Here is a 769-nt window from a genome sequence, read left to right as displayed (position 1 = left end):
CTCTCGCACAGCCTCCGGTGGTAGCGCCATTTCCTCTAAACGCGTAATCGGGCGAATCGACTGCGCCCACAAATTGTCGTTTCGTCCATCCCAACCAAACCATCGGTTAAATCGGGTATTGATGACTGTTTGTGTATTTCGATGAAGGTCATGAGTGTTTGCGGCAATTGCGGGTCCACTGGCGAAGGCCTGATCCGGACTATGACAGGATGCACAGCTGACTTGTTTATTCGCGGATAATAACGGCGTGAAAAACAGCTGTTTTCCAAATTCGATGGCATCGGGATTTCCAGATACCCGATTACTGGGATCATTGTTTAAGGCGGGCGGCCAAGGGCCGTGTGCCAGAGCGCTGGAGAGTTGCTGTTGAGTTAGTACTAAGCCTGAGGCATCTAATGCAGTCACCGTTTTGGCTGGCATGTTCTCATTCGGTGCTGAAGTTTGAATCTCACCTTCGGCAGCGGCTCCCGGCGCGAAGCAAATCAAGACTGCCGAAAGGACTGGAGTAACAAGACTCAGCGTAAACTCCAATCTCATTAATTTGTCTCTAATGTGCCCATTACCATGATTTCGGCATCCTCAGCTAAGGTCGCAGGATGTTTAATCACAACCAACTCCCCAGAGCGCGGGTACACACCAGTCAAACCTGTAATGTTCACTTGATGCGTTACAAGCAGAATGGGCTTTCCCACTGTGACCGCTTGCGTTTGAAGCCACCGACCTAACTCAGCTGTCTGTTTTGAGCCGTCTGAATAACGTTGGAAAAATG

At 50.1% G+C, this 769-nt stretch carries 2 protein-coding genes; both read right to left on the bottom strand.

All coding sequences use genetic code 11. From position 1 onward, the window contains the following. On the bottom strand, nucleotides 1-537 hold a 537-nt coding region (locus tag DKW60_RS23330; protein ID WP_181389869.1), incomplete at its 3' end, for a cytochrome-c peroxidase. Beyond that, nucleotides 537-769: hypothetical protein (locus tag DKW60_RS24205; RefSeq protein ID WP_219988905.1), on the bottom strand; the 233-nt coding region annotated here is incomplete at its 5' end. The genes DKW60_RS23330 and DKW60_RS24205, both read right to left, overlap by 1 nt.

Source organism: Leucothrix pacifica (assembly GCF_003172875.1).
Taxonomy (GTDB): Bacteria; Pseudomonadota; Gammaproteobacteria; order Thiotrichales; family Thiotrichaceae; genus Leucothrix; species Leucothrix pacifica.
This window is presented reverse-complemented; position numbering and strand designations above follow the sequence as displayed.